Source organism: Priestia sp. YIM B13486 (assembly GCF_042787865.1).
Lineage (GTDB): Bacteria > Bacillota > Bacilli > Bacillales > Bacillaceae_H > Priestia > Priestia megaterium.
In genome coordinates this window covers 284,350-305,400 of record NZ_JBHZOZ010000004.1, presented here as the reverse complement: position 1 = coordinate 305,400, position 21,051 = coordinate 284,350, and the positions used below count along the sequence as shown (strand labels likewise).

Below are 21,051 nucleotides of genomic sequence, written 5' to 3'. Positions count from 1 at the left end.
GCGGATTCAAAAATAGGAGGGGTAATAATGTTAGCTATTCTTGGGTTTTTGATGGTTTGTACATTTATGTTTCTAATTATGACAAAACGATTAACGCCGCTTATTGCTTTAATGGTTATTCCAGTATTGTTTGCAATCATAGGGGGATTCACAAGTGATATTGGAGAAATGGCTTTAAATGGTGTAAAAGAATTAGCACCTACAGGCGTTATGTTAATGTTTGCTATTTTATATTTTGGGATTATGATTGATGCTGGTTTGTTTGATCCAGTTGTAGGAAGAATTTTAAAAATCGTAAAAGGTGATCCACTAAAAATCACAATTGGTACAGCTATTTTAGTTCTTATTATCTCATTAGACGGAGACGGAACAACAACATATATGATTACGCTCTCAGCGATGCTTCCGCTTTATAAAAAGCTAAACATGAAGCCTATGATTTTAGCCTGTATCGCTATTATGGGTAGTGGAGTTATGAACTTAACGCCTTGGGGCGGACCTACTGCTCGTGTGATGAGCGCATTGAAGTTAGATGCTTCACAGGTGTTCACACCACTGATTCCAGCCATGATTGGTGGAGCTGTTTGGTTATTATTTACGGCTTACTATTTCGGGAAAAAAGAGCGCCAGCGCTTAGGTGTTATTGATATTCAAGACGTTACAAATGCCCAAGTAGCTTTTGCAGAAGCAGCCGCTGCTGAAGGAATCGAGTACAAGCGTCCGAAGCTTTTATGGGTAAACTTTGCTTTAACAGCTCTCTTATTAGTAGGACTTATCACAGCAGTTATGCCGCTTCAAATTCTGTTTATGATTGGATTTGCAATCGCTATCATGATTAACTATCCAAATTTAGAAGTTCAAAAAGAGCGTATCACAGCACATGCCGGTAATGTACTTGCTGTTGTATCTCTTGTATTCGCAGCAGGCGTATTCACAGGCATTTTATCAGGTACAAAAATGGTAGATGCAATGGGTAATAGTTTAGTAGGATTAATTCCAGATGCGTTAGGGCCTTACATGTCTGTGATTACAGCCATCACAAGTATGCCATTTACGTTCTTTATGTCAAATGATGCTTACTACTATGGAATTTTACCAATTATTGCTCAAGCAGCTTCAGCATACGGTATTGATGCTGCAGAAATTGGCCGTGCTTCATTGATTGGTCAACCTGTTCACTTACTAAGTCCTTTAGTTGCTTCTACGTATCTATTGGTCGGTATGGCAAAAGTCGAGCTTGGTGAATTCCAGCGCTTTACTTTAAAGTGGACGATTGGAACAGCGATGGTGATGCTTTTAGTAGCTATTATTACAGGAGTTATTACGCTGTAAAGATCATGAACCTAAAAACTTATCAATTCCGCTTTTGGGATTGATAAGTTTTTTTGTCTAAAAAGCTTTTGGAATAAGGAGCGGATATACAAAAAATTTTGATAAAATAAAAGAGGAATAGAACTATAAGGTAAAGGCTAAAGGTGCGATGAAATGAAAAAATGGTTTCAAGTATCGCTGCAAACAAAAATCGTAGGTTTATCCGCAGCATTAATCATAACTGTTATTGTTCTTTTAGCGAGTATTTTCTCTTACATGCAGTTTGTAGAATCTAAAAGGCAAGCCGAGCAGCTGGCTCTTCAAGCAGCCAAATCAATATCATTTATGCCGGAAGTCAAAGCTGCTTTTCAAAAAAAACAGCCGAGTCGCTACATTCAGCCGCTTGCCGAGCAAGTGAGGGAACAAATCGGAGCAGCAAGTATTGTAGTTCAAAACCGTGAGCAAATCATCTATTCTCATGCTAATCAAAAATGGATAGGAAAGAAAGACAAAGAGGCGGTTAACGATAGAGCACTATTATTCGGCGGATATTATACGCTTGACGGAGAGGGAACCACAGGTCCTGCAATTATGGGGAAAGCGCCTATTGTCATCAGTCACGGAAAGTATACGGAGGTCGTGGGAGTAGTGACGGTTGAGTTTTTAAAGTCTCATGTTCATGCTCAGCTCATTACGCGCATTCAGCAAATTATCCTATTTTCACTAGCTGTTTTATTGCTTGGTATGATCGGGGGTATTTTTTTAGCTAAAAGTATTAAAAAAGATACTCTCGGTCTTGAGCCCCATGAAATCGCTTCTTTATACCGTGAACGAAATGCGATTTTACTTTCGATAAAAGAAGGAATTATTGCTATTGATCATCAAGGCTTTATTACGATGATGAATACATCAGCTAAAAATATGCTAGGACTGCAGACGGAATATTTACATCATCATATCATTGAAGTGTTTCCTTATACGAATATGATTGAAGTGCTAGATACGGGAATAGCCCGAAGCGACCAAGAGATTTTTCTAAATGAAAAAACGTTTATCTTAAACTTAACACCTATTATTGAACATCAGCGAATTGTAGGAGTGGTCGCTAGTTTTCGTGATAAGACAGAATTAAAAAGTTTAATCAATACGATTTCAGAAGTACGAAAGTATTCAGAGGATTTACGAGCTCAAACGCATGAGTTTACGAATAAGCTGTATGTGTTGTCGGGTTTGCTGCAGTTAGGGCAGTACAAAGATGCATTTGAGTTTATTCAAAAAGAATCAGCCGTACACCAAACACAAAACCGTATTCTATTTGATCAGATACTAGATTCTAAAGTCCAAGCAATATTGCTTGGGAAGATTGGAAAAGCATCTGAAAAGAAAATTCACTTTTCGGTTGATTCGGAGAGTACACTCGATACGCTCCCAGAACATATTGAAATTTCTCATCTCATTATCATTATTGGGAATTTAATTGATAATGCATTTGAAGCGGTGAGTCAGCAGTCTGAAAAAGAAGTGTCGTTTTTTATTACCGATATTGGTCATGATTTAATTATTGAAGTGATGGATAACGGACCTGGTATATCAGAAGAAGTACTAAATCAAATTTTCACAAAAGGTTTTTCAACCAAAGGTACAGACAGAGGATACGGACTGGCAAATATAAAGAAAATGGTAGATGAGCTTGGAGGATCTATTGAAGTGTATAATCAGCCAAAAGGAGGAGCCATTTTTTCAGTTTACCTTCCAAAAAACTGAATCATGAGAAGTAAGGGGAGAGTTGAAATGTTAAGAGTCGCAATTGCAGAAGACGATTTTCGAATTGCTCAAGTTCAAGAGCGATTTTTATTAGAAGTAGATGGTGTGGAAGTTGTAGGTAAAGCGTTGAATGCAAAAGAGACGCTTGAAATGCTAAAGGAGAAGAAAGTTGATTTACTTCTTTTAGACATCTATATGCCAGATGAAATGGGAACAGATTTACTGCCAAAAATCAGAGCGCAGTTTCCACACGTTGACGTTATCGTGGTAACGGCTGCTACCGAAAAAAACATTGTAGAAATCTGTTTGAGAAACGGGGTCGTTAATTATTTGATTAAGCCGGTTATGATGGAATCCTTCATTAATGCTATTAAACAGTATCAAGAGAAAAAGGAACTGTTTAGTACGCATGAAGAAGTTGATCAATCATTTATTGATGCGTACTTTGGACATGTCAGAACAAAGCCAAAAGCGGATAAATCTCTTCCTTCAGGTATTGATGGTATCACATTACAAAAGTCAAAAGATATTTTAAAAAGCATCAAAGGAATTACGATCGAAGAGATGGGGCAACACATGGGAGTATCTAGAACGACAGCTAGACGATATTTAGAGTATCTAGTATCAACTGGTGAATGTCACGTTGAATATGATTATGGGATTATTGGACGGCCAGAGCGCAAGTACTATTTAGCGTAGCATTAGCCTTGAAGGATGGTATATATGATCAAAAAGCTCATGATAGTGTTTATAAGTGTATTGCTTGTTAGCTGTTCTTCTCCCTCTAAAAAAGACCATATTGATATGGGGGAAATTGAAATTGTGGCAGCCGGTGCAAAAGGCGGAGGAGCAGATGCAACAGTAAGAGCCATTCAACAGGTGCTAACGGAAAAGAAGATTGTGAAGGTACCCGTTTCTGTTAGTAATAAAATAGGTGGGCAAGGTGAAGAAGGATGGAAATATATTAAACAGAGAAAAGAAGGGAATATTGTTTCCGGAAATTCCAGCTTACTGATTACAAATAATTTGCTAGGGCAAAGTCAATTAACCTATAAAGACTTTACTCCGCTCGCTATTTTAACATCTGAATGGGAGGTCATCGTAGTCCCGGCTAACTCTCCTATATATAATTTAAAACAGCTCATACGCACGTTAAATCAAAGTGAATCCAGCATGAAAGTGGGAATATCACCTCGCTTAGGAAACGACGATCATTTATCGTTCATGCAGCTAAATAAAAAAGCAGGCGTAGACTCTTCCAAGCTTGAGTTCTTCGTTTACAACAGCAGTCATAAAGTGATCGATGCGCTCGTTCATCACCAGCTAGATGTAGCACCTATGTCATTATCAGAAGTAAAAAAGCAGTATGAACAAGGGCAGGTAAGAATACTCGCCGTTTCTTCTCCCAGCAGGCTAGAAGAGTTAAAAGAGATCCCAACGTGGAAAGAAGCGGGAATTGACGTAACATTTAGCCATTGGAGAGGTCTAATGGGACCGCCTAATATGACCAAAGAGCAGGTAGCATATTGGAATAAGACAGTGTATGAAATGGTTCATACAAAAGAATGGGAACAGCTGCTTAAAGATAACGATTTAACCTCTTTTTATAAAAATAGCAGCGGTGCTAAAGTCTTTCTTGAACAGCAAAGCAAGCTGTATTCTGACTTAATGGGCGGAACAAATGATGAATAAATACAATAGAAAGAGGTTGGGATAAAAGGATTTTAGACGGAGTGAAAAACGAACCATTGATCAAGGTTTTTGATTCGTGGTTCATTTTTTTGTTTTGGTGAGCATAGTTTCATCTGTTTTGTTCCTTCTAGCAGTTGATTGGAGGGCAAGACGAAGACTCCTGCTGGAGAAGCGGAGCGGAACAGAACAGATGAGACCCCACAGGAGAGTAAGCGACGAGGAGGCTCACACCGGCCGCCCGCGGAAAGAGAAGTCTTGCACGGAAATCAACTGCAGGGTCAAAAGCAGTTCAGCTCATACATCCCATTTGTTCGTCTTTAGATTGAATTCATTTCGGTATGTCTCAACCTCTTTCTATCAGTGTACATCTTTTAAATCCAAGTTTTGAATGAACTCAATAAAAGCTTTTACGATGTTAATCTTTAATGAATCCTCATGATAAAACATCCATGTACTGCGCGTTAAAGGCTGCTGGTCTTTTGTTTTTAACGTGTATCTGTAAATCTCTGCTGCGTCATCAAGCAGCATACTCGGCAAAATCGCATAACCGAGTCCGTTTACAACCATCTTTTTGCATGTTTCTGCTTTATCCACTTCAATACTGACAAGGGGAGGCTGAGAGTAATTTTCAGCCCACCAGTTATCAACAGATGTTTTTAAAAAACGATCTTGGTGATAATCAATTCGAGGTATATTGGGAAGGTTGTTTATATCAACAGGCTGTGCAGACGCAATGCAAATCGTTTCTTTAAAAAGCAGCTCTTTCTGATCCTGCCAGTTATAATCACCTTTTACAAACGCAATATGAACATCGTGCTTATAAAGTAAGTGGGCCATGTCACTGCTCCATCCGGTAGTGACTTTGAATTCAACGTCAGGAAATCGCTCTTTAAATAGCCGTAATAGTCCAGGGAGCTTGTAGTCAGTGAAAAAGTTAGACACTCCTAGACGTAAAGTACCGGTTAATTGATCATCCATGTTTAACACATTTTCTTTTATTTTTTGAAGCGTGAGCAGCATTTCTTCTGCGCACTTCACTAAATATTCCCCCTGTGGTGTAAATTGAACGCCGCGGCGTCCTCTGTTCACAATCTGAACATGAAATTCCTTCTCCATCTGCTGCAGTCTATGCGTAAGCGCAGGCTGAGAGATAAACAGTTCCTTGGCTGCTTTTGTAATGTTTTTTTCTCGATACAACACTTGTAGAATAAGCCAATCTCGATCGTCCATACTATCCCTCCAGGAATAAAAAAAATGAATGGTTTATAATAAAATTTCGATATTTTAATTATCTCTAAAATTATACTATAGTTAAGAAGAGGAATGTTCGGTGTAAGAAAGAAAAGCCTTGTAGAAGGAAGGAAGTAGATATGAACGCAAGAATTATTTTTTTACAATCTATATTTTTTATTTTATTAACAAGCATAGGAGGATTTCTTTTATCGTTAACAGGTTTATCCATTGGCTGGATGCTTGGGACCCTCATTTTAGCTGCTATTCTAGCTTTCCGAAAGCCGCGTTTTTTATCTCAAACAAGCAAAAAAGGTATTCCAAAATATTGGCTGTACGCAGGACAGTGTATTTTAGGGATTGAATTAGGTCAGAAGATTAACTTGTCTGTATTAACTACGTTTCAATCTCACTGGTCCACCATTACGATCATGCTTTTGCTGTCCGTTGTTTTTTCTCTTTTATCCGGTTATTTGCTATGGAAGTTCAGTTCCACAGACTTATTAACAAGCTTTTTCGGCACGACTCCTGGAGGAATGAGCGCAATGCCAGGCATGGCTGAAGAGGTAGGGGCCAATACGGCAATTGTAAGCATTATTCAAACGATGCGCGTGTTTTTAGTTGTGCTTGCTGTTCCTTTATTTGTGGTCTATTGGGGAAGTAATACAGGTCGGCATGCAGTGGCAGCTACTCCAAGTATTTTTGGGTGGGAATCACTGCTATGGACAGGCGTTTTAATCGTTACAGCAGTAGTAGGCTATTATATAGGAAAAAAACTAAAATTTCCTGCTCCTTGGTTAGTAGGGGGAATGCTTACTGTTGCGATTGTTCAAACAGCTGCTTCATCGTACGTGGGATATAATCTTCAAGCATACTGGCCTCATTCTGTTATGATTTTATCGCAAATTTTTATCGCGTCAAGCATTGGTTCTCGCTTTCATAAAGAAATGTTTATTGGCGTGAGAAAAATTATAGTTGTTGCGCTTATTAATACAATCGGTTTGATCGCTGCTATGTTTGTTTGTGCACTAGCAGTCTCCAAAATAACTGGAATCGGGCTTATTACGTCTATTTTAGCGTTTGCTCCTGGAGGCATTGCAGAAATGGCAACAACATCAATTGTACTGCAAGGCGATTCGACGTTGGTAGTAGCGGTCCAAGTGCTTCGAATTTTAACCATTTGGCTGCTTCTTCCTCCGCTGTTTCGCATGTTTCATCAATGGGGAGAAAGAAAAAGAATACATTCACACGTTTCATAATAAATATGTGAATGCACTAGGCAAAGTAATAGAGAGTTTTAAAGAGAAAAATGGGGGGAGAATAGATGAGTAATAAAGAAATGGTGGTCAGTCAGTTCGGGGGGAATGCTGGAAAGTACGTCAAAAGTAAAGGGCATGCGAAAGGCAAAGATTTAGCTATTTTAGCGGAAATTGCTGAAGAAAATAGAGGAGGAAAGCTGCTTGATGTAGCAACAGGAGGAGGACACGTGGCAAATAAGCTAGCACCTGTTTTTCAAGAAGTAACGGCTTTTGACTTAACTCCTCAAATGCTGCAAAGTGCTGAAGGCTTCATTAAAGAAAATGGTTATGAAAATGTATCGTTTGTTCAAGGAGATGCTGAAGATATGCCATTTCAAGATGACGAGTTTGATACGGTAACGTGCAGAATTGCACCGCACCATTTTCCTAATATTAAACAGTTCATCAAAGAGGTGTACCGAGTGTTAAAGCCAGGCGGACAGTTCTTGCTCATTGATAATGTAGCACCGGAAGTGAATGCTTATGACGAGTTTTATAATCGAGTTGAAAAGACAAGAGATCCAAGCCATTATCGTGCCTATAAAAAAACAGAGTGGCTTTCTATGCTTGAAATGCAAGGATTCCGTACAGAAGTGCTGACAACTTTTCCAAAGCGCTTTTTATTTGATGACTGGTGCGGGATGATGAATGTTTCGGAAGAGACAAAGCGTGAGCTTACTCAATATATGCTGAATATACCAAGCGGATTTAAGCAATTTTTCGACATCAAAACAAATCAACAAAGAATTGAATCGTTTCAAGGAGAAGCAATCTTTGTAGCGTGTTACAAAAATAAATAAAAAGAGGCCAACTCATCGGAGTTGGCTTCTTTTTTTACTTATGCTCGTTGGTTTGAACGATTTCCAAAATATTGCGTAATACGATCTAAAATAATCGCTAAAATAACGATTGAAATTCCAGCTTCAAAGCCCGTGCCGACTTCAAGTCGAGAAACTGCACGATATACTTCCGCACCAAGTCCCGGAGCACCTACAAGAGAGGCAATAACAACCATTGAAAGAGATAGCATGATGCTTTGGTTAATTCCGGCCATGATTGTTTTTGTGGCTAATGGAAGCTGTACTTTAAATAATTTTTGTTTTGTTGTTGAACCGTAGGCATTTGCTGCTTCTACTAGGTCAGCGGGTACTTCGCGAATACCTAGGTTCGTTAAACGAATCGTCGGAGGCATTGCAAAGATAACAGATGAGATAACACCTGGTACCACACCGATTCCAAAAAAGAAAAGTGCTGGAATCAAATAAACAAATGCGGGCATTGTTTGCATAAAGTCTAAGATTGGCGTAATAATTCGAGCCGTCTTTTCGCTTTGAGATGCCCAAATGCCAAGCGGAATTCCTACTATAATCGAAATCAGTACGCTTGTTAAAACGAGAGCTAGTGTGTCCATGGTTTCTTGCCAGTAGCCAAGATTAAGAATAAATAACAGGCCAATCATCGATAAAATAGTAAATGACCATTTTTTACTTGAAAACCAAGCAATGATTCCGACAATTAAGATTAAAATTAATGCGGGTGGAAAGGTTAGCACTAGTACAATAAAACTTACAATACCATCGACAATAGCTGAAATAACATCAAAAAACCCTTTGATATTATCATTTAAAAACGTGACAAAATGGTCAATCCAATTGCCAACGGGAATTTTAGGAATACTATTCATTTACGTTCACCTCATTACTATCAGTACCGGCGAGTGCTTCAATCACTCGTTCTTTTTTAATGATGCCGCGCAGACGATGGTTTTCATCTACAACCGGTAGTGGAAAGCGGCTGATAACCATTTTGTCGTACAGGTTTTCTAGTAGCGTATCTGTTGTAACAGTTGGAATATCCGTATCTAATACGTCTGCTGTCAGTTTATTTTGTTTAATGGCACGGCTAATATCATCTGCAGTTACAACTCCTAAAAGAGTTTTTTTCTTGTCTACGACGTAGATGCTTGAATAACCAGCTTCTTGCATAATTTTAAGAGCCACGCGCGGACCTCGGTCTACGGTAATAGATTCGGCACGGTTCATCACGCTTTCAGCTGTGTATACTTTAGCTACATTAACGTCTTCCACAAAGCGCTCAACATAATCATTGGCAGGGTTTGTCATAATTTCTTCAGGTGTTCCTACCTGAACAACACTGCCGTCTTTCATTAAAACGATGCGATCTCCGATTCGAAGAGCTTCATCAAGATCATGGGTAATAAAAATGATTGTACGTTCCATTTTTTCTTGAAGCTCCAGTAAGAAATCTTGCATGTCTTTACGAATAAGCGGATCTAGTGCACTGAATGCTTCATCCATTAATAAAATATCAGGGTCATTGGCAAGTGCTCGGGCCAGTCCGACACGCTGCTGCATACCGCCGCTCAGTTCACCAGGGTATTGATTTTCGTACCCTTTCAAACCTACTAATTCAAGCGCTTCTTTTGCTTTCTTTTCACGTTCGGCTTTTGGTGTACCTTGAACTTCTAGTCCGTATTCTGTGTTATCAAGAACCGTACGGTGAGGGAATAGGGCAAAGTTTTGAAAAACCATGCTCATTTTTTTTCGGCGCATGTCGCGGAGTTCATCTTTGTTCATTTTTACTACATCGTCACCGTCTAAAATAAGGGATCCAGATGTTGGTTCAACAAGGCGATTAAACATACGAACTAAAGTGGATTTACCACTTCCAGACAGGCCCATAATAACGAAGATTTCACCGGATTTGATTTCGAAGTTTGCTTGATTAACCCCTATTGTCATTCCTGTTTCTTCTAGAATTTCTTTTTTTGTTTTTCCTTTTTGAAGTAAATCAATCGCTTTTGACGGATTCTTACCAAACACTTTGGTTATATTTTGTACTTTTAATTTTACGTGTTCCATATGTCCACCTCAATTGTTGTTTTCTTTTACGTCCATTAATCTTTTGTCCAACTGTCAACTAGCTTTTTATGCTTTTTTACCCATTCTTGCGCTGCTTCTTCAGGATTCGAAGATTTTTCAACTTGTGATAGAAGAGGACTGATTAATTTATCATTCATCTGTGCATTATTCATCCATTTTATGACTTGAGGATTTGTCTTTTTAAATTCCTTGCTTGTCATTGTGTAAATGTTGTCAGGGTCTCCAAACGAATTTTTAGGATCTTTTAAGTATTTGATATCAAAGTCTGCAAAAGCCCAGTGAGGATTCCACATAGTAACAACAATTGGTTTTTTGGCATCATAGGCTTTGCGCAGTTCACTGAGCATAGCTGCCTCAGACGATTTTACAAGCGTATAGCTTTTAAGGTCATAATCCTTTAACGCCTGTTCGGCTAATCCATTAATACTGGAGCCTGGGTCAATTCCAATTACTTTGTTATCGACATCAGAAGCAACCTTAGCAAGGTCTTCCGTTGTGTTCACATCTTTCATATAGGCGGGAACTGCGAATCCTAAGCGCGCGTTTTTTAGCCAAGGGTCTTCGATGTTCACTTGATCTTTATACTTTTTGTAAAAAGGCGCATCTGTTGTAGGCAGCCATGGTGCAAACGAAATATCAATGTCGTCATTGGCCGTTCCTACCCAAACACCGGCTTTCTCTAAGAAAACAGTTCTAACCTTGTAGCCTCGATCTTCTAAAATCTGTTTCCATACGTACGTGTAGGCGATGTTTTCAGTATAGTTATTCATGCCGATGGTAATGGTTTTTTTATCTTTAAATGCGCCATTACCGTTGCCGCAAGCCGAAGTAATAACTAGAAGAAAACAAATCATGCTGATTAACAATAGTTTCTTCATGCAATGTAACTCCTTTATAAAGTTTTAAATCAATCTGACTGATATGTAGAACGAGTGCTAAACACAACGAAGTGTATACCCGGTTTTTTTAGGTGGTAAACATAGAAAATATAAAATGTGAAATAGAGTGGGTGATTTTTCGGCGTTATAAAGTTATTTTTAGCTAAAAATGTACATCGTAGTTAAGAGAAATTATGGGAAATAAATGGATAAAATAAGTGACTGTAGAATCAGTTTTACATGTTACCACTCTTTTTTTTACTCCGTCAACTTCGAGTGAAGAGTAATTAAGCGATAAAGCTTTATAAATAAACGCAGAAAAGTATCTTTCTACTAAAGATACTTTTTCAGAAAAATAGTTGCTTAAAGAGCGTTGTATCAGCTTTTACTTTGGATGGTGAAAGGAAGAGAAATAACAGTGAGACATATAAAAAGAGCGAGGGTAAAATGATAAAATAAAAAAATATTTTGAAGGCGGCATGCGACCGATTTTTTAATTAAATTTAAAGGTTCAGAAAATTTTATCTTGCATAATTTGTGTTGCTTATAGTAAAATGAATGAAAGTCATTCATTTTATAGGTGGAGGGAAAGAGTTGGTTACAAGCACAAGTGAAAAATACGATAAAATCTTACAGGCAGCGATTGAAGTTATATCTGAAAAGGGGCTTGATAAAACGTCAATTTCAGACATTGTAAAGCGTGCAGGCGTAGCTCAAGGAACTTTTTATCTTTATTTCAGATCCAAAAATGCCCTTGTTCCTGCGATTGCAGAAAACTTACTTTCTTTGTCGCTTGAAAAAATTAAAGAAAGAGCTAAAACAGCAACGGATTTTTTAAGTACATTAGAGGTAATGATTGACGAAACGTATAAAACAACTGATGAATATAGAGATGTTCTTGTTTTATGCTATTCGGGGCTCGCTTTTGACTATTCATTAGAAACATGGGAAGCTATTTACTTACCTTATTACAACTGGTTTGAAGAGGTATTAAACGAGGCTGTTAGAAAGGAAGAAGTCATTAAGCAGCTTAATGTTAAATGGACAGCTAAAACGATGATCAATTTGATTGAAAATGCTGCGGAACTTTTTTATATCGGGCGAGAGCAAGATGTCACACTTGAGCAATCAAAGGAAGAACTTTTTCAATTCTTAAAGCGTTCTCTTGTGCCATCCGTGTAATATTAGCGCTGCTGATATTACACCTATCAAAATGACTGACATTCATTCAAACTATATAATTAATTATCAGAATTATAAGTTTTTAAAAGTTTAAAATGACTGACAATCAGTCGTTATTTAATAAGGAGGTATCTTATGGATCGTACAGCCGTTAAAACGTTAACTTTAAATATGTACATAAACGGAGAGTGGAAAAAAGCAGAGAAGCAACGTCCTACTGTTAACCCAGCCACAGGTGAAGTAATTGGATATGCTGCAGAAGGCAGCGCAGAAGATATGAAAGCAGCAATTGAAGCTGCACGGGAAGCCTTTGACAGCGGAAGTTGGTCTGAGACTTCTGCATCTGAAAGAGCAGCTATCTTATTTAAAATTGCCGATAAGCTTGAAGAAGCGAAAGAGGAATTAGCAGCGCTAGAAACAATGGATAACGGAAAGCCATATCGCGAGGCTGAGGCTGATGTGGAAGATGCAGCTGCTTGTTTTAGATATTACGCTGGATTAATTACAAAGCCAGACGGTCAAACGTACAGTGTTCCTGCACCTATGCAAGCAATGGTTATAAAAGAACCAATTGGGGTGTGCGGACTGATTGTACCTTGGAATTATCCGCTGTTGATGAGCGTGTGGAAAATTGCACCTGCTTTAGCTGCAGGAAATACGATTGTATTTAAACCTTCTGAAGTGACACCGGTTACTCCTACAAAACTTTTTGAGATTTTAGAAAGCGTAGGATTGCCAGAAGGAGTAGCAAACCTTGTTATGGGAGCCGGAGATACTGTAGGAAATACGCTTATTCAAGATAAGCGTGTTGATAAGATTTCCTTTACGGGCGGAACGGTAACTGGAAAACACATCATGCGTCAAGCAGCAGAGAATGTAACGAAAGTCTCTTTAGAACTTGGAGGAAAGTCACCGAACATTATATTTGCTGACGCTGATTTTGAAACAGCTGTAGATTATGCCTTATTTGGAATTTTTGCAGGGAGCGGCCAAATTTGCGCTGCAGGTTCTCGTATTTTAGTAGAAGAAAGCATCGCTGAGAAATTTATTGAACGTTTTGCAGAGCGTGCTCAAAAAATTAAAGTAGGAAATGGAATGAATCAAGAGATTGAAATGGGCCCTCTTGTAAGTGAAGAACATATGAAAAAAGTATTAAAGTACATCGAAATTGGAAAGCAAGAAGGCGCCCGCCTTGTATGCGGAGGCAATCGAATCACCAGCAGTGGATTGGAAAAAGGATTCTTTGTAGAACCTACGGTTTTTAGTAACGTTACGTCAAATATGAAAATTGTGCAAGATGAAATCTTTGGACCCGTTGTTGTTATTCAAACGTTTAAAGACGAAAAAGAAGCTATTAAGCTTGCAAATGATACGGAATATGGTTTGGCAGGCAGTGTGTTTACAAACAACGGCGCAAAAGCTCTTCGGGTGATTAAAAAGCTGCGTGCGGGCATCACTTGGGTAAACACATATCATTTTACATTTAACGAAGCGCCTTGGGGCGGATATAAGCAGAGCGGAATTGGTCGAGGGCTGGGCACGTTTGGATTGGAAGAATTTCAAGAAGTAAAACAAATTAATATTAATTTACAAGTAGAGCCAATCGGCTGGTTTAAAAATTAAAAAGTAGAGAAGGAGCGATATTAAAATGAATACAGTGACGAAAAATCAAGAGGTAAACAAAGCATATGGTGAAGTAAACGAATATATCAACAAAGTGCTGGGACTTATTGAAAAAAGCGAAGTTTCAGCTGAAGAAGCACAGTGGATTACGAAAGAAACAGTAGACGGATTTCGTGAGCATGTTAACCCAGGCTTTTTAGAATATCGCAAAACAGTAACGGTGGATACGCAGTTTGCAGCTGTGGAATGGTCAGATGAAGGCTCTTGTTTTACGGATGTAAACGGTAAAAAATACATTGATTGTTTGGGCGGATTTGGAATTTATAACGTGGGGCACCGCCATCCTAAAGTAGTCAAAGCTGTTCAAGATCAGCTTCAGCGTCAAGCGCTCCATAGCCAAGACTTATTAGATCCACTTCGTGCGATGCTTGCGAAAATTTTAGCAGATATTACACCGGGTGATTTGAAGTATTCCTTTTTCACAAACAGCGGAACAGAAAGTGTAGAAGCCGCTTTAAAATTAGCGAAAATGTATAGTGATCGAACAACGTTTATTTCCACAACACGTTCTTTTCACGGAAAAAGTCTAGGTTCTTTATCAGGTACGGCAAAAGGAATGTTCCGTAAACCATTTCTGCCGTTAATTCCAGGTTTCCGTCACGTGCCGTTTGGTGATATTGACATGATGCGCAAAACATTTGAAACGTGCGCGCTTGTAGGGGAAGATGTGGCAGCTGTTTTATTAGAACCAATTCAAGGAGAAGGCGGCATTATTCTTCCTCCTGAAAATTATTTAAAAGAAGTGCGTGCACTATGTGATGAGTACGACGCTATCTTAATTTTTGATGAAGTTCAAACAGGTATGGGACGTACCGGTGAAATGTTTGCATCAGAACTATACGATGTTGTACCCGATATTTTATGTCTTGCTAAAGCGTTTGGAGGAGGAGTTATGCCTGCTGGCGCGGTTGTAGCAAAAGAAAAAGTGTTTTCAAGCTTCTTTGATAATCCGTTTATGCACACAACAACGTTTGGAGGCAACCCGCTTGCCTGCGCAGCCGCTATTGCAACCATTAACGTGTTGATTGAAGAACAGCTGCCAAACCGTGCAAAAGAGCTGGGAGAATATTTCCTTGCTGGTTTAAAGAAAGCAGCTGAAAAACATGGAGATAAAGTACTTGAAATCAGAGGGCAAGGTTTAATGATTGGAATTGAGTTTCACCAAGATGAAATTGGCTACGCGCTTTCTAAAGGTATGTTTGATGAAGGGATTCTAGTAGCCGGCACGCTTGTAAACTCTAAAACAATTCGTATTGAGCCACCGTTGACTATTTCAGCGGAAGAAGTAGATCAAGTCATTTCTACATTTGAAAAAGTATTAAATGAGCTGAACCACCAATAAATGTAACAAGGAGCAACGAATATGAGTCGGCAAACGTTTCTTATTCCCGTATTGCTTTCAATGATTTTAGTAGTGGAAATGCCTAGCGACTAACTGAAATCATTGAAACGGAGGAGTAAATTATGAAATATCCATTGTCCCCAGATGTCAAACCAGAATTTTGTACAACGGGCTCATTTATGAGGCTGCCAGCGGAAAGAGAAAATGCAAAAGTAGGGCTAGTAGGGATGCCGTTTGATACGGCAGCATCTTTCAGAGTAGGTGCGCGCTTTGCACCTCAGGCAATTCGGCAAGCTTCCATGACGCTGTTTCCTTATCATCCGGTACACGACGTATATCCATTCGATGATACAAATGCTATCGATATTGGTGATGTGCCCGTGATTCCGCATAATATTCACAGAAGCTATGAATTAATGGAAGAAGCGGTAGGCACTCTTATGGATAGAGGAATTGTTCCAATTGGAATTGGAGGAGATCATTCGATTACCTTGGCAAGCCTTCGTGCTGCTGCTAAAAGATATGGTCCAGTGGCTATGATTCATTTTGATTCTCATACAGACACGTGGGATACGTATTACGATGAAAAATATTGGCACGGATCTCCTTTTATACGCGCATATGAAGAAGGGCTAGTAGATCCAAAGAAGGTCTTTCAAATTGGTATCAGAGGAACATTAAATCATCCGGGAGATGTTCAAGAAAGCAAAGACCTCGGTTATCATGTAGTAACGGCCGGGGAGCTTGAACATCAAGGATTTTCAGTGATTTTAGAGCAAATGAAGACAGCGATTGGAGATACTCCGTGCTTTTTAACGTTTGATATTGATTTTGTTGATCCTTCTTGTGCACCAGGAACAGGAACGCTTGAAGTAGGCGGATTCAGCAGCAGAGAAACGCTGAAAATGATCCGTTCTCTGGCGGAATTTAACTATGTTGGATTTGACCTGGTGGAAGTGCTGCCTTCTTATGATCCAACTCAGATAACCTCGTTGCTTGCAGCTACAATCATTCATGATTTTGCTAGTTTAGTTGCAGTGAAAACGAAAAGAGAGTCATTGGATACGATGATTGAATAACGGCTTGTAAGCAGAAATCCCTCTTATTCAGAGGGTATTTCTGCGTTGATATAGCAGGAGATTAGGAACATATAGCTATTTAAAATAAAACGCTTTCATAATATGATAAAAGAAAAAGATAGGTTGTTAGCAACCCTTACCAACTTAAAGAAATAAATCATATATTTGCTATAGTAAATGTAACTACTCTTTATATAAAAATGAATGAAAGTCATTCATTTTTATATAAAGAAATTAAATACAGGCATTTATGGATTTAATTGTCAGAATGTTCTTAATAAATAGAAGGGGGAAGATAAATGAAACATGAAACAGTAACATTAAAAAGGTCGTTGAAATTATGGCAGATTGTATTAATGGGGATCGGATATATGACTCCGATGGTAGTGTTTGATACGTTTGGGATTGCGTCTGATATGACGAATGGACACGTTCCCACGTCTTATATCATAGCCCTTGTCGGGATGCTTCTCACGGCAGTAAGCTATAAAAAGATGATTCAAGTGTTTCCAAATGCAGGGTCAGCTTATACATATACGCAAAAGACAATCAATCCACATTTAGGATTCTTAGTTGGCTGGTCTGCACTAATGGATTATCTCTTTTTACCGATGGTTAACGCACTTATTTTTCAAATTTATTTATCATCTATTTTTCCTTCGGTACCATCGTGGGTTTGGGTTGTCAGCTTCGTCATTATCGTTACGCTGCTAAATTTACGAAGCGTTAATTTCACCGCCAATTTCAATACGTTTCTTGTTATATTTCAAATGACGATTTTAGTATTGTTTGTTGCTGTTTCAATCAAAGCCTTGCTAGGAGGAATGGGGGAAGGTACTCTTTTTTCTATGAAGCCTTTCTTTAATCAGAACATGACGTCATCAGGGCTAATAGCGGGAGCCACACTTATGTGTTTTTCCTATTTAGGATTTGATGCAGTGGCTATGTTATCAGAAGAAACGCCTAATCCTAAAAAAACGATTCCGCAAGCTATTTTTTTAGTTGCGTTAATCGGAGGAGTCATGTTTACCGTGACATCTTATTTTATTCAAGCGGTTTTTCCAACGTTAGAAGGATTCAAGCATCCAGACGCTGCGGCTCCTGAAATTGCTATGTATGTGAGCGGTACGCTGTTTCAAATTGTCTTTTTAGCTGGAGGAATTGCAGGAACGTTATCATCAGGCATGTCATCGCATGCAAGCGTTTCGCGTTTATTATACGTAATGGGACGCGATCGAATTTTACCTCAGTCATTTTTTGGTTATGTTCATCCTAAGCTGCGCACCCCTTCGCGAAATATTGTATTAGTCGGAGTTGTATCAGCAAGTGCCATTTTCTTCAGTCTGGCAACAGCTACGTCATTTATTAATTTTGGAGCACTCATTGCGTTTTCTTTTGTTAATATTTCGGTTATTGCGCACTATGCTGTTCATCAAAAGCAGCACCGGTCGGCTAAGGGATTTTGGTCATACATTGTTATGCCACTATTAGGAGCAGCAGCGATTGGCGTTTTATGGCTTAACTTGGAGCGCAACTCCTTTTTACTTGGTATTGGCTGGGGGATTGCTGGTTTGGTTTATTTAGCGTATGCAACGAAAGGTTTTAGAAGGCAGCTGTCTTCCATTGAGTTTAAGGAAACAGAAGAAATGTCACCTTTGATGAAAGTCGGAGAAAAGTAAGGATAGAAACTACCTGTTTAAGCCTATCTTATTAAGGAAGCCACATTTATGGATTACGCATTTTGAACGTGTTACTATGTAAGAACGATAAGATAGAAAAAGGTAGGTAAATTATGATTAAAGCAGTTGTGTTTGATTTTGATGGATTAATTATTGATACAGAATCAGTGTGGTATGAGGTATACCAAGAAATGTTAGAAGACAGGGGAGTAGATCTACCGATTGCAACGTTTGCTTCTTATGTGGGAACGGATGCTACGGCACTTTACGATTACTTGCTTCAGCAGTTTAACAATGAGTTCACAAAAGAGGAACTAGCTCAAGAATCGTTAAGACGTCATCAAGAAAAAATGAAATCATTAGTAGCCCGAGAAGGTGTAGCGGAGTACTTGGCAGAAGCAAAAGAACTTGGATTGAAAATTGGTTTAGCAAGCAGCTCATATCGCGACTGGGTAACAGCTTTTTTAAAAGAGCTAGATTTGCTGCACTATTTTGAAGTCATTCAAACGCGCGATGATGTAGAAAAAGTGAAGCCAGATCCGGCTCTTTACCGAAATGTAATTGAAAAGCTAGGAGTAGAGCCCTCTGAAGCTTTGGCATTTGAAGATTCTTCTAATGGAGCAAAAGCTGCTATGGCAGCAGGCTTGCGCTGTGTGATTGTACCAAATCCGTTAACTAAACATCTGTCGTTCGAAAGATATCACTTACACATCGAATCGATGAAAGAGAAAAGTTTAAAAGAAGTGATTCAGTATCTTTGTATTGAAGATTAAAAAGAAAGGACGCTCCTGCTGCGTCCTTTCTTTTTTTATAGAATAGATATAATTTTTTTAATTAAAAAATAACGAATCAGCTTGTTTAAATAGATAAAACTGATATAATGATAACGATTATCAGTTTCAAGAGTCGATTATCTACATAAAGATACAAGCAGGAGGAATGACATTTGAATAAGAAAAAAATAGGACTGCTGGCTTTTATTACAATGCTGGCAATCGGAATGCTTATCGGCTGCAGCAGCACGAATAAGGGAGATTCAGCTGATGAAAAAAGTGAAAAAACAAGAGTGGTCAAGCATGAGCTTGGAGAGACAAAGGTAAAAGAGAATCCAAAGCGAGTAGTCGTATTAGAGTTAGGCTTTATTGATGCATTGTTAGATGCTGGTATCAAACCTGTAGGAGTAGCTGATGATGATAAAGCAGAACAGCTTATTGATAAAGATGTACTAAAAGAAATCAAAGGATACAAATCAGTTGGCACGCGAGCGCAGCCAAGCTTGGAATCGATTAAACTGCTGAAGCCCGATTTGATTATCGCCGATTCAGAACGTCATAAAAATGTATACAAAGAGTTATCGAAAATTGCGCCAACTATTGAGTTAAAAAACTTAAATGCTAATTACGATGATTTACTAAATACAGAGTTAAAAGTAGGAGAAGCAGTTGGCAAGAAAGCAAAAGTTGAAAAAGTGGTAGAAGAGCATAAGCAAAAAATGAAGGATTTAAAAGCAAAAGCACCAAAAAATCCGGGCAACGTACTTGTTATCGCTGATGCAAATGGTAATATTAATGCTAGAACTTCAAATTTCTTTACAACGGGTGTTCTTGAGCAATTAGGCTTCAAAAATGCATTAACAGATCCTACAAAAGAGTACAGTGTAAAAATGACAATGGAACAGCTTGTAAAAGCAGATCCGGACAAACTCATTGTTATGCGAAATAAAAAAGGTCATACGCCTTTAGCAAAACAGCCATTATGGAAAGAGCTAAAAGCGGTTAAAAATAATCAAGTGTATGAAGTTGATGTATTTAAATGGTCTCTTCGCCGAAGTGTACAAGGTGCAAATGGTATTGCAGATGAAGCAGAAAAGTTATTATTTGAAGGCAAATAATAACGAAGAAAAGAACAATCCAGCGGGATTGTTTTTTTTCTTTTTAATGAACTTTCAAATGGAAGGAGGCGCATTCTACTATGAAAGCTGTTCACGGCTTATCCAAAAGAAACAAATCTCCGCTTCGTATAATAGCTATTTTTTTTGCGGTTATTATTCTTTTACTGATTTCAATGTTTTTATCTATTTCCATCGGTTCTATACATATTTCTTTTGGAACGATTAAGCAAGCTATACTAAATTTTGACGGATCAAAAGAACAGTCTATTATTCAAACTGTCCGTCTGCCTCGCTTACTGGTAACGGCATTTGTTGGCGCTAATTTGGCTGTCGCTGGAGCGTTGATGCAAGCATTAACTAGAAATCCATTAGCTTCTCCTGGTATTTTTGGTATTAATGCCGGCGCATCAGCGGCAATGGTATTTTTAACGGTTTTAGTGCCTAGTGTAAGCATGATTGGCGGGGTATTTGGTGCATTTTTAGGAGGCGCATTTGCTGCTGTTATTGTTTATGTCATGAGTTCGTTGATTAAAGGAGGCGACAGTGATGTAAAGCTTGCTTTAACAGGTGTTGCTATACAAGGTATGCTTATGTCTCTCACGCAAACGCTGCTGATTTTTAATGAAAGCAAAACAGAAGGCGTTATGTTCTGGCTCACTGGTTCAGTTATTGGGCGAGATTGGGGACATGTTCATGTATTGGTTCCTTTTAGCATCGCGGGCCTGCTTATTGCGTTTGGTCTGGGAAGAGCGTCTTCTTTATTGTCTTTAGGAGATGACGTAGCTAGAGGACTGGGGCAGCGAGTCTTTGCCATTAGAGCGTTCACTGCAGTTGTTGTGATTGTATTAGCAGGTGTTTCGGTGGCAATTGCGGGTCCCATTGGCTTTGTAGGGCTTGTTGTTCCTCATATGGTACGCTATTTAATAGGTGTAGATTACCGGTTCGTTTTGCCAATGAGCGCGCTGCTTGGTGCATCTTTATTGCTGCTAGCAGACGTATTATCACGATTTATTACATACCCGTATGAGACTCCTGTAGGTGCAGTAACAGCGTTGCTCGGAACGCCGTACTTTATTTACTTAGCGAGACGCAAAAAAACAGAAAGGAAGGCATGAGTTA

The 21,051-nt window shown here is 38.8% G+C and carries 18 protein-coding genes; 14 read left to right on the top strand and 4 right to left on the bottom strand.

The features are described from left to right. The first annotated feature begins 27 nt into the window (after positions 1-27). From ACFX4G_RS13530 to ACFX4G_RS13515, 4 genes are all read left to right on the top strand, one after another. Positions 28-1,332, top strand: a complete 1,305-nt coding sequence (locus ACFX4G_RS13530; protein ID WP_028407583.1) for a CitMHS family transporter — start codon at positions 28-30, stop codon at positions 1,330-1,332. A gap of 153 nt (positions 1,333-1,485) precedes the next feature. Further along, positions 1,486-3,075 (top strand): ATP-binding protein, encoded by a 1,590-nt coding sequence (locus tag ACFX4G_RS13525; protein WP_377575261.1) that lies wholly within the window; start codon positions 1,486-1,488, stop codon positions 3,073-3,075. Positions 3,076-3,102: 27 nt separating this feature from the next. After that, positions 3,103-3,774 (top strand): response regulator, encoded by a 672-nt coding sequence (locus tag ACFX4G_RS13520; protein WP_013081881.1) that lies wholly within the window; start codon positions 3,103-3,105, stop codon positions 3,772-3,774. Between the two features lie 24 nt (positions 3,775-3,798). Further along, entirely contained in the window at positions 3,799-4,767 is a 969-nt protein-coding gene (locus tag ACFX4G_RS13515) for a tripartite tricarboxylate transporter substrate binding protein (RefSeq protein WP_043980258.1), read from the top strand. Between the two features lie 357 nt (positions 4,768-5,124). On the opposite strand, the gene ACFX4G_RS13510 is transcribed toward ACFX4G_RS13515, so the two are convergent. Continuing rightward, positions 5,125-5,997, bottom strand: coding sequence for a LysR family transcriptional regulator (locus ACFX4G_RS13510; protein ID WP_013055563.1), 873 nt, complete (start codon positions 5,995-5,997; stop codon positions 5,125-5,127). A 140-nt stretch (positions 5,998-6,137) separates the two neighbouring features. On the opposite strand from ACFX4G_RS13510, the gene ACFX4G_RS13505 reads away from it, so the two are divergent. Together ACFX4G_RS13505 and ACFX4G_RS13500 are read left to right on the top strand one after the other, a co-directional pair. Next, positions 6,138-7,256, top strand: coding sequence for an AbrB family transcriptional regulator (locus ACFX4G_RS13505; RefSeq protein WP_097824253.1), 1,119 nt, complete (start codon positions 6,138-6,140; stop codon positions 7,254-7,256). A gap of 65 nt (positions 7,257-7,321) precedes the next feature. Continuing rightward, on the top strand, positions 7,322-8,095 hold the full coding sequence (locus ACFX4G_RS13500) for a class I SAM-dependent methyltransferase (RefSeq protein WP_043980252.1): 774 nt from the start codon (positions 7,322-7,324) through the stop codon (positions 8,093-8,095). 38 nt (positions 8,096-8,133) lie between these two features. On the opposite strand, the gene ACFX4G_RS13495 is transcribed toward ACFX4G_RS13500, so the two are convergent. The 3 genes from ACFX4G_RS13495 to ACFX4G_RS13485 are packed head-to-tail and all read right to left on the bottom strand — an operon-like array spanning position 8,134 to position 11,076. Further along, on the bottom strand, positions 8,134-8,979 hold the full coding sequence (locus ACFX4G_RS13495) for an ABC transporter permease (RefSeq protein ID WP_013081885.1): 846 nt from the start codon (positions 8,977-8,979) through the stop codon (positions 8,134-8,136). After that, positions 8,972-10,177, bottom strand: coding sequence for a quaternary amine ABC transporter ATP-binding protein (locus tag ACFX4G_RS13490; protein WP_097824252.1), 1,206 nt, complete (start codon positions 10,175-10,177; stop codon positions 8,972-8,974). The genes ACFX4G_RS13495 and ACFX4G_RS13490 overlap by 8 nt, the downstream gene beginning before the upstream one ends. A 35-nt stretch (positions 10,178-10,212) precedes the next feature. Further along, complete coding sequence (locus tag ACFX4G_RS13485) at positions 10,213-11,076, bottom strand: glycine betaine ABC transporter substrate-binding protein (protein WP_377575257.1); 864 nt, start codon at positions 11,074-11,076, stop codon at positions 10,213-10,215. Positions 11,077-11,670: 594 nt separating this feature from the next. Between ACFX4G_RS13485 and ACFX4G_RS13480 the strand changes: the two genes are divergently transcribed. The 8 genes from ACFX4G_RS13480 to ACFX4G_RS13445 all read left to right on the top strand — a co-directional run bounded on the left by ACFX4G_RS13480 (position 11,671) and on the right by ACFX4G_RS13445 (position 21,047). Further along, a complete protein-coding gene (locus tag ACFX4G_RS13480; protein ID WP_097824250.1) occupies positions 11,671-12,258 on the top strand; it encodes a TetR/AcrR family transcriptional regulator in 588 nt (195 codons plus the stop codon). Between the two features lie 135 nt (positions 12,259-12,393). Further along, positions 12,394-13,881, top strand: a complete 1,488-nt coding sequence (locus tag ACFX4G_RS13475) for an aldehyde dehydrogenase family protein (protein ID WP_097824249.1) — start codon at positions 12,394-12,396, stop codon at positions 13,879-13,881. Between the two features lie 25 nt (positions 13,882-13,906). Beyond that, a complete protein-coding gene (locus ACFX4G_RS13470) occupies positions 13,907-15,283 on the top strand; it encodes a putrescine aminotransferase (protein ID WP_028407593.1) in 1,377 nt (458 codons plus the stop codon). A gap of 122 nt (positions 15,284-15,405) precedes the next feature. Beyond that, the gene (gene speB, locus ACFX4G_RS13465; RefSeq protein ID WP_043980238.1) at positions 15,406-16,362 is read left to right on the top strand and encodes an agmatinase; all 957 of its coding nucleotides are present in this window, start codon (positions 15,406-15,408) and stop codon (positions 16,360-16,362) included. Between the two features lie 299 nt (positions 16,363-16,661). Beyond that, entirely contained in the window at positions 16,662-18,041 is a 1,380-nt protein-coding gene (locus ACFX4G_RS13460) for an APC family permease (RefSeq protein ID WP_097824248.1), read from the top strand. Between the two features lie 113 nt (positions 18,042-18,154). Further along, positions 18,155-18,814, top strand: coding sequence for an HAD family hydrolase (locus ACFX4G_RS13455; protein ID WP_097824247.1), 660 nt, complete (start codon positions 18,155-18,157; stop codon positions 18,812-18,814). 173 nt (positions 18,815-18,987) lie between these two features. Continuing rightward, a complete protein-coding gene (locus ACFX4G_RS13450; RefSeq protein WP_377575252.1) occupies positions 18,988-19,932 on the top strand; it encodes an ABC transporter substrate-binding protein in 945 nt (314 codons plus the stop codon). Between the two features lie 80 nt (positions 19,933-20,012). Then, positions 20,013-21,047, top strand: a complete 1,035-nt coding sequence (locus ACFX4G_RS13445) for a FecCD family ABC transporter permease (protein WP_097824245.1) — start codon at positions 20,013-20,015, stop codon at positions 21,045-21,047. The last annotated feature ends 4 nt before the right edge of the window (positions 21,048-21,051 follow it).

What these genes read in the sequence shown, in the direction of transcription:
- ACFX4G_RS13470 (WP_028407593.1), top strand. Translation starts at nt 13,907, where the DNA reads ATGAATACAGTGACGAAAAATCAAGAGGTAAACAAAGCATATGGTGAA.
- ACFX4G_RS13530 (WP_028407583.1), top strand. Translation starts at nt 28, where the DNA reads ATGTTAGCTATTCTTGGGTTTTTGATGGTTTGTACATTTATGTTTCTA.
- ACFX4G_RS13520 (WP_013081881.1), top strand. Translation starts at nt 3,103, where the DNA reads ATGTTAAGAGTCGCAATTGCAGAAGACGATTTTCGAATTGCTCAAGTT.
- ACFX4G_RS13525 (WP_377575261.1), top strand. Translation starts at nt 1,486, where the DNA reads ATGAAAAAATGGTTTCAAGTATCGCTGCAAACAAAAATCGTAGGTTTA.
- ACFX4G_RS13475 (WP_097824249.1), top strand. Translation starts at nt 12,394, where the DNA reads ATGGATCGTACAGCCGTTAAAACGTTAACTTTAAATATGTACATAAAC.
- speB (WP_043980238.1), top strand. Translation starts at nt 15,406, where the DNA reads ATGAAATATCCATTGTCCCCAGATGTCAAACCAGAATTTTGTACAACG.
- ACFX4G_RS13510 (WP_013055563.1), bottom strand. Translation starts at nt 5,997, where the DNA reads ATGGACGATCGAGATTGGCTTATTCTACAAGTGTTGTATCGAGAAAAA.
- ACFX4G_RS13445 (WP_097824245.1), top strand. Translation starts at nt 20,013, where the DNA reads ATGAAAGCTGTTCACGGCTTATCCAAAAGAAACAAATCTCCGCTTCGT.
- ACFX4G_RS13485 (WP_377575257.1), bottom strand. Translation starts at nt 11,076, where the DNA reads ATGAAGAAACTATTGTTAATCAGCATGATTTGTTTTCTTCTAGTTATT.
- ACFX4G_RS13515 (WP_043980258.1), top strand. Translation starts at nt 3,799, where the DNA reads ATGATCAAAAAGCTCATGATAGTGTTTATAAGTGTATTGCTTGTTAGC.
- ACFX4G_RS13455 (WP_097824247.1), top strand. Translation starts at nt 18,155, where the DNA reads ATGATTAAAGCAGTTGTGTTTGATTTTGATGGATTAATTATTGATACA.
- ACFX4G_RS13500 (WP_043980252.1), top strand. Translation starts at nt 7,322, where the DNA reads ATGAGTAATAAAGAAATGGTGGTCAGTCAGTTCGGGGGGAATGCTGGA.
- ACFX4G_RS13495 (WP_013081885.1), bottom strand. Translation starts at nt 8,979, where the DNA reads ATGAATAGTATTCCTAAAATTCCCGTTGGCAATTGGATTGACCATTTT.
- ACFX4G_RS13460 (WP_097824248.1), top strand. Translation starts at nt 16,662, where the DNA reads ATGAAACATGAAACAGTAACATTAAAAAGGTCGTTGAAATTATGGCAG.
- ACFX4G_RS13505 (WP_097824253.1), top strand. Translation starts at nt 6,138, where the DNA reads ATGAACGCAAGAATTATTTTTTTACAATCTATATTTTTTATTTTATTA.
- ACFX4G_RS13490 (WP_097824252.1), bottom strand. Translation starts at nt 10,177, where the DNA reads ATGGAACACGTAAAATTAAAAGTACAAAATATAACCAAAGTGTTTGGT.